Raw genomic sequence first — 6833 nt, forward strand, 5'->3', positions numbered from 1 at the left:
CCAAACGATTACATTCAGTTTTTCTGACCAAGGAACCCGCCATGCGTGAAATCAGCCTGGACCGCCTGCGCACACTGGTGGCGATTGCCGACCTGGGCTCATTTGCCGAAGCCGCTCGGGTGCTGAACCTTGCGCCACCCACGATCAGCTTGCATATCGCCGATCTGGAATCACGGGTTGGCGCCCGGCTGTTGTCGCGTACACGGGGGCGCGTTCAGCCATCGGCGATTGGTGAAACACTGGTGGAGCGTGCACGGCGTTTGTTGGCCGATGCCGAGCAAGCCCTTGAGGAGGTGCAGCGTCAGGTGCAGGGGCTGGCTGGCCGCGTGCGGCTGGGTGCCTCGACCGGAGCCATCGCCCAGCTGATGCCGCAGGCGCTGGAAACCTTGAGCCAGCAGCACCCGGAAATCGACGTCCAGGTCGCCGTGCTGACCTCGCAAGAGACGCTGAAGAAACTGGTCGAAGGCACGCTGGACATTGGCCTGGTCGCGCTCCCGCAAACCGCAACGAAGGGCGTGCGAATCGAACCCTGGCGACGCGACCCGGTCATGGCGTTTTTGCCAGCGCGCTGGGCGTGCCCGGAGGTCGTCACCCCCGATTGGCTGGCCACCCAGCCCTTGATCCTGAATGACAACAGCACACGGCTTTCACGCTTGACGTCCGAGTGGTTCGCCAACGACGGCCACCAGCCGACACCACGCATTCAACTGAACTACAACGACGCCATCAAAAGCCTGGTCGCGGCCGGTTATGGCGCAACGTTGCTGCCCCATGAAGCCGACACGCCATTGCCCGATACGCGGGTGGTCATGCGGCCACTACAGCCCTTGTTGTGGCGCCAACTGGGCATTGCCCACCGTACCGGCGACGTTGAGCGACCGACGCAACACGTACTGGACGTGCTGTGGGCATTGAGGGCAGGCTAGCGTGACGCGTGCAGGGTTGTGCGGGCCTAGTGCTCGCTGCGCCATTGGCGCGGGCTGACGCCGAACCAGCGGCGGAAGGCGCGGGAAAATGCGCTGGTTTCCGAGTAACCCAGCAGTGGTGCCAGTTCGGAGATGTTCAGGTTTTGCTGCCCCAGATGCTGCAAGGCCAGGTCCTGGCGGATCTGATCCAGCAATTGGGTAAAGCTCAGGCCCTGCTCACGCAATTTACGCTGCAGCAACCAGTGCGGCAGTTGCAGTTGATCGGCAACGCTGTCCAGGCTCGGATCACCCTGTGGCAGCAGCGTGATGATGGCCTGGCACGCCTGCTCCAACAGATCCGGACCGGCGTTGGTTTCGCCCAGTTGCCGAATCGCATCCTTGACCAGCGTGAGCAATACCGGGTCATGGCCAGGCATGGCCTTGCCGGCGATTTCGCGCTTGGGAATCAAAATGGAGTTACAGGAGCGCTCGAAATACACCGGTGCGTCGAAGACCTCACGGTGCTCATGCCAGTCTTGTGGCCGGGCGTGTTCAAAGGCGACTTCACGCGGTGCCCATTTCGGCCCAAGTACATGACGCACCAGGTTCATCGCCATGCCCATGGTCAGCTCGGCGTCCTGACGCCGCTGGCGGATAGCGCTGTGGTGGATCTGGTAATCGAAGCTGTAGCACTCGCCCTGATCAACCAGACGGATCAAGGTACTGTGCTGGTGATAGGGAAAGGCCTGCGCAAAGTTGATCAGCGCATCTTCCAGGGTGGCCGAACAGAGCCCCACATACCCCAGCAGGCCAAGTGCCTGGGGTTGGAACTGCTCGCCGTAACGCAGGCCGAAATTATCGCACCCGGTCTGCTGCGCCGCCTCTTCCAGCACCTGACAGTAGTTCGGCAAGGCCAGGCTCAAGGTCGGGTGCTGGAGTTGTTCCGGGTCGATACCGGCATGGCCGAACACCCGGTCCAGGTCACCGCCATGGTTGACGATAAAGGCATCCATACCGGTGGCAGCCGCCGAGAGCACACCCCGGTTGTTCGCACGAGGGGCATTCAGGGGAGCCTGGGCAAGGGATGACTGGAACATGGCTGCTGTTACCGTATGGAGAATGCGATCAGCCCTCCAAGCAAATACCGTACCTTTGTGCATAAACGCTTTAGCACAGGATGTTGCCGGTGTGCCGACACCCCAAACTGCTACCCGAATACTCGGTGCAATGGGCAGTGTGTAGGCCGTGGCGCCTGCACCCGTTGCCGCTCGGTGACACTGAGCAGGGTGATTCCGGCCTGCCCCAAGTGAGGGCATGATCGGTTCCGTGCGCGCCATCCGTGCGCCTTTGGCGAAAGTTGACCGAATGCAATTATGGCCGTGCCGGTCGGTCAAGTCTTGAGCGCAGGCCTGTGGTTATGCTCCCAGCCAGGCATTTTTTCGGGTACACCTTCAAGGGGACATACCATGGCCGTATCACAACTAAAACCAACATTAGGCACCCTGCACCTCTGGGGTATCGCGGTCGGGCTGGTGATCTCCGGCGAATACTTCGGCTGGAGTTATGGCTGGGGCACCGCCGGTACGCTGGGCTTCCTGGTGACCACCCTGCTGGTCGCAGTGATGTACACCTGCTTCATCTTCAGCTTCACCGAGTTGACCACTGCTATCCCTCATGCCGGCGGCCCCTTTGCCTATAGCCTGCGCGCCTTTGGTGTGACCGGGGGGATGATCGCCGGGATGGCGACGCTGATCGAATTTGTCTTTGCACCGCCTGCGATCGCCATGGCGATTGGCGCCTACCTGAATGTGCAGTACCCCAACCTTGATCCGAAGGTAGCCGCGGTGGGCGCCTACTTTGTCTTCATGACCCTCAACATTGTCGGGGTGAGCATTGCCGCTACGTTCGAGCTGGTGGTCACCATCCTCGCCGTGCTGGAGCTGCTGGTGTTCATGGGCGTGGTTGCACCCGCGTTCAGCTTCAGCAGCTTTGCCCTGGGTGGCTGGGCTGGCGCCGACACCTTCAGCCTGGGCGCGCTGAGTGGCATCTTCGCCGCGATCCCCTTCGCCATCTGGTTCTTCCTGGCCATCGAAGGCGCCGCCATGGCCGCCGAGGAAGCGAAAGACCCGAAACGCACCATTCCGCGTGCCTACATCGCCGGCATCCTGACCCTGGTAAGCCTGGCCATCAGCGTCATGATCTTCGCCGGTGGCGTGGGTGACTGGCGCACACTGGCCAACATCAACGACCCGTTGCCGATGGCCATGAAGTCGGTCGTGGGCAACGATTCGACCTGGATGCACATGCTGGTGTGGATCGGCCTGTTCGGCCTGGTGGCAAGCTTTCACGGCATCATTCTGGGTTACTCGCGGCAATTCTTCGCCCTTGCCCGCGCCGGTTTCCTGCCCAAAGGGCTGGCCAAGCTGTCGCGCTTCCACACCCCGCACCGGGCGATTCTGGCCGGCGGCGTAGTCGGTATCGCAGCCATCCTGAGCGACGGCCTGATCAACCTGCAGGGCATGACCCTGACTGCGGCGATGATCACCATGTCGGTGTTCGGCGCTATCGTGATGTACATTGTCAGTATGCTCAGCCTGTTCAAACTGCGTCGCAGCGAGCCCGACCTCGAGCGCACCTTCCGTGCCCCGGGTTACCCGGTGGTACCGGCCATTGCGCTGTTGCTGGCGGTGGTCTGCCTGGTGGCGATGGTCTGGTTCAACACCTTGATCTGCGGGATCTTCATTGGCCTGATGGCGATTGGCATGCTGTTCTGCGTCGCGGTACGTAGCCAGAACGCAGGCACCGTGGCACTGGCCAGCGAGTAAGGAGACACACCATGAGCTTCGTGCATACAGTCGCCGGCACGACCTGGCGTTTTGAAAGCCTAAAGCAATTGATGGCCAAGGCCAGCCCGGCGCGCTCTGGCGACTGTCTTGCAGAGATCGCTGCCACCAGTGACGCGGAACGTGCAGCGGCACAAATGGCCTTGGCCGATGTGCCCTTGAAGCGCTTTCTCAGCGAAGCCCTGATCCCCTATGAAGAGGATGAAGTCACACGCCTGATCATCGACAGCCACGACCCTGCGGCCTTCGCACCGGTCAGCCACCTGACGATTGGTGGCTTTCGTGACTGGCTGCTGGGTGACGAAGCCGACGAAGCCAGCCTCAAGGCACTGGCGCCCGGCTTGACCCCAGAGATGGCGGCCGCGGTTTCAAAAATCATGCGCGTTCAGGACCTGGTGCTGGTCGCGCAGAAAATCCGCGTGGTGACGCGTTTTCGCAATACCGTGGGGCTGCGTGGGCGGATGTCCACGCGGCTGCAACCCAACCACCCGACCGATGATCCTGCTGGCATCGCCGCCAGCCTGCTCGACGGCCTACTGTACGGTAATGGCGACGCCATGATCGGCATCAACCCGGCCACCGACAGCCTCAGTGCCATCAGCGAATTGCTGAAGATGCTCGATGGGGTCATCCAGCATTACGACATTCCAACGCAATCCTGCGTGCTGACCCACGTCACCTCCTCTGTGGCCGCAATTGAACGAGGCGTGCCACTGGACCTGGTGTTTCAATCCATCGCCGGCACCCAAGCGGCCAACAGCAGTTTCGGCATCAGCCTTGGCATTCTCCAGGAAGGCTACGAGGCGGGCCTGAGCCTGAAACGCGGCACCCTGGGTAACAACCTGATGTACTTTGAAACCGGACAGGGCAGCGCCCTTTCGGCCAACGCTCACCATGGTGTCGACCAGCAGACCTGCGAAGCTCGCGCGTATGCCGTGGCCAGGCATTTCAACCCGTTCCTGGTGAACACCGTGGTCGGTTTCATCGGCCCGGAATACCTGTACAACGGCAAGCAGATCATCCGTGCCGGACTGGAGGATCATTTCTGCGGCAAACTGCTCGGCGTCCCCATGGGCTGCGATATCTGCTACACCAACCATGCCGAAGCCGATCAGGACGACATGGACATGCTGCTGACCTTGTTGGGTGTGGCCGGGATCAACTTCATCATGGGCATTCCAGGTTCCGATGACGTCATGCTCAACTACCAGACCACCTCATTCCACGATGCCCTGTATGCGCGCAAGGCTCTGGGCCTGCGACCGGCACCGGAGTTTGAGGCGTGGCTGGCATGCATGGATATCCTGCAACAACGCGACGGCCAGGTACGCCTGGGCAGCGGCGTACCACCGCTGTTTCGCAACGCCCTGGCACAGTTGAAGTAGAGGTAACGATGGACGATAACGCCAAAAGCCCAGCCCAGCCCGACCCCTGGCAACAGCTGCGCAACCTGACCCCGGCACGGATTGCCTTGGGCCGTGCAGGCACCAGCTTGCCCACGGCCGCACAACTCGACTTCCAGTACGCCCATGCCCAGGCCCGTGACGCGGTGCACCTGCGTTTTGACCTGGCCGGTCTGGCCGCTGGCTGCGGGCAGAGCCTGGCCCTGCACAGCGCCGCACCAGACCGGCACACCTACCTGCAACGCCCCGACTTGGGCCGGCGCTTGAACGAAGCGTCGGTGGCGCAACTGCGCGACTACGCCAAGGCTCAACCGGAAGGGGTCGACCTGGCCCTGGTGGTGGCAGACGGGCTGTCTGCGCTGGCGGTACACCGTCATGCCCTACCGATGCTCCAGCGTATCGAAGCACTGGCCAAGGATGAAGGCTGGAACGTTGCGCCGATTTGCCTGGTCGAACAAGGCCGCGTGGCCGTTGCCGATGAAGTGGCTGAACGGCTCGGCGCACGCATGGTAGTGATTCTGATTGGTGAACGGCCCGGGCTCAGCTCGCCGGACAGCCTCGGGCTGTATTTCACCTATGCCCCACGGGTGGGTTTGAACGACGCATCGCGTAATTGCATCTCCAATGTGCGGCTGGAGGGGCTGAGTTACGCCATGGCCACCCACAAACTGGGTTACCTGATGCGCGAGGCCTGGCGGCGGCAGTTGTCGGGGGTGAACCTGAAGGACGAGGCGCAGATACCCGTGCTGGAAGGCACTGGTGAGGTTCGACCGGGGAATTTTCTTGTTTAGGTAACCGTCCGAGCGCTGGATCTGTGGTGCCTGGCCCACTGAATACGCGGCGCTTGCATCGCGGGCAAGACCCGCTCCTACAGGCTGCGCGGGCGCTGTTGGAGCTGGCTTGCCTGCGATAGCGTCGGTGGCGTATCCGCTAGTTCGCGGCGTCTGCATCGCGGGCAAGCCCGGCTCCTACAGGCTGCGCGGGCTCTGTTGAAGCAGGTTTGCCTGCGATGGCGTCGGTGGGGTGTCCGTGAATGCGCGGCGTCTGCATCGCGGGCAAGCCCGGCTCCCACAGGTTGCGCGGGCGCTGTTGAAGCAGGTTTGCCTGCGATGGCGTCGGTGGGGTGTCAGTGAGTTCGCGGCGTCTGCATCGCGGGCAAGCCCGGCTCCTACAGGCTGGCGCGGGGCCTGTTGGAGCTGGCTTGCCTGCGATGCCGTCGGTGGGATCTCCGCGAGTGCGCGGCGCTTGCATCGCGGGCAAGCCCAGCGCCTACAGGCTGGCGCGGGCTCTGTTGGAGCTGGCTGGCCTGCGATGGCGTCGGTGGGGTATCCGTGAGTGCGCGGCGTCTGCATCGCGGGCAAGCCCGGCTCCTACAGGCTGGCGCGGGGCCTGTTGGCGCTGGCTGGCCTGCGATGGTATCGGCGGGGTGTCAGTACGTGCGCGGCGTCTGCATCGCGGGCAAGCCCGGCTCCTACAGGCTGCGCGGGCGCTGTTGGAGCAGGCTTGCCTGCGATGGCGTCGGTGGGGTGCCCGTGAGTGCGCGGCGTTTGTATCGCGGGCAAGCCCGGCTCCTACAGCTTGCGCGGGGTCTGTTGGAGCTGGCTGGCCTGCGATGGCGTCGGTGGGGTGCCCGTGAGTGCGCGGCGTTTGTATCGCGGGCAAGCCCGGCTCCTACAGCTTGC

Annotated in this window: 5 protein-coding genes; 4 read left to right on the forward strand and 1 reads right to left on the reverse strand. The window is 62.9% G+C overall.

The window, feature by feature from the left end:
* The first annotated feature begins 41 nt into the window (after window positions 1-41).
* Entirely contained in the window at window positions 42-926 is an 885-nt protein-coding gene (locus tag EKA13_RS11625; RefSeq protein WP_065759547.1) for a LysR family transcriptional regulator, read from the forward strand.
* 26 nt (window positions 927-952) lie between these two features.
* Here EKA13_RS11625 and qhpR read toward each other — a convergent pair whose 3' ends face one another.
* Window positions 953-2002: an AraC-like transcriptional regulator QhpR gene (qhpR, locus tag EKA13_RS11630; RefSeq protein WP_065759548.1), complete on the reverse strand. Its 1050-nt coding sequence runs from the start codon at window positions 2000-2002 to the stop codon at window positions 953-955.
* Window positions 2003-2371: 369 nt separating this feature from the next.
* Here qhpR and eat point away from each other — a divergent pair, with 369 nt between their 5' ends.
* From eat to eutC, 3 genes are read left to right on the forward strand one after another with little or no spacing between them, the layout of a single operon-like run.
* On the forward strand, window positions 2372-3730 hold the full coding sequence (eat, locus tag EKA13_RS11635; protein WP_065759549.1) for an ethanolamine permease: 1359 nt from the start codon (window positions 2372-2374) through the stop codon (window positions 3728-3730).
* Window positions 3731-3741: 11 nt separating this feature from the next.
* Window positions 3742-5133 (forward strand): ethanolamine ammonia-lyase subunit EutB, encoded by a 1392-nt coding sequence (locus tag EKA13_RS11640; RefSeq protein ID WP_065759550.1) that lies wholly within the window; start codon window positions 3742-3744, stop codon window positions 5131-5133.
* An 8-nt stretch (window positions 5134-5141) separates the two neighbouring features.
* Entirely contained in the window at window positions 5142-5942 is an 801-nt protein-coding gene (gene eutC, locus EKA13_RS11645; protein WP_065759551.1) for an ethanolamine ammonia-lyase subunit EutC, read from the forward strand.
* The last annotated feature ends 891 nt before the right edge of the window (window positions 5943-6833 follow it).

It is taken from the genome of Pseudomonas defluvii (genome assembly GCF_001695625.1).
In the GTDB taxonomy this organism is placed as follows: Bacteria; Pseudomonadota; Gammaproteobacteria; order Pseudomonadales; family Pseudomonadaceae; genus Aquipseudomonas; species Aquipseudomonas defluvii.

Bases quoted from the DNA above. Each gene is read 5' to 3' on its own strand.
- EKA13_RS11640 (WP_065759550.1), top strand. From the start codon at position 3,742: ATGAGCTTCGTGCATACAGTCGCCGGCACGACCTGGCGTTTTGAAAGC.
- eutC (WP_065759551.1), top strand. From the start codon at position 5,142: ATGGACGATAACGCCAAAAGCCCAGCCCAGCCCGACCCCTGGCAACAG.
- EKA13_RS11625 (WP_065759547.1), top strand. From the start codon at position 42: ATGCGTGAAATCAGCCTGGACCGCCTGCGCACACTGGTGGCGATTGCC.
- eat (WP_065759549.1), top strand. From the start codon at position 2,372: ATGGCCGTATCACAACTAAAACCAACATTAGGCACCCTGCACCTCTGG.
- qhpR (WP_065759548.1), bottom strand. From the start codon at position 2,002: ATGTTCCAGTCATCCCTTGCCCAGGCTCCCCTGAATGCCCCTCGTGCG.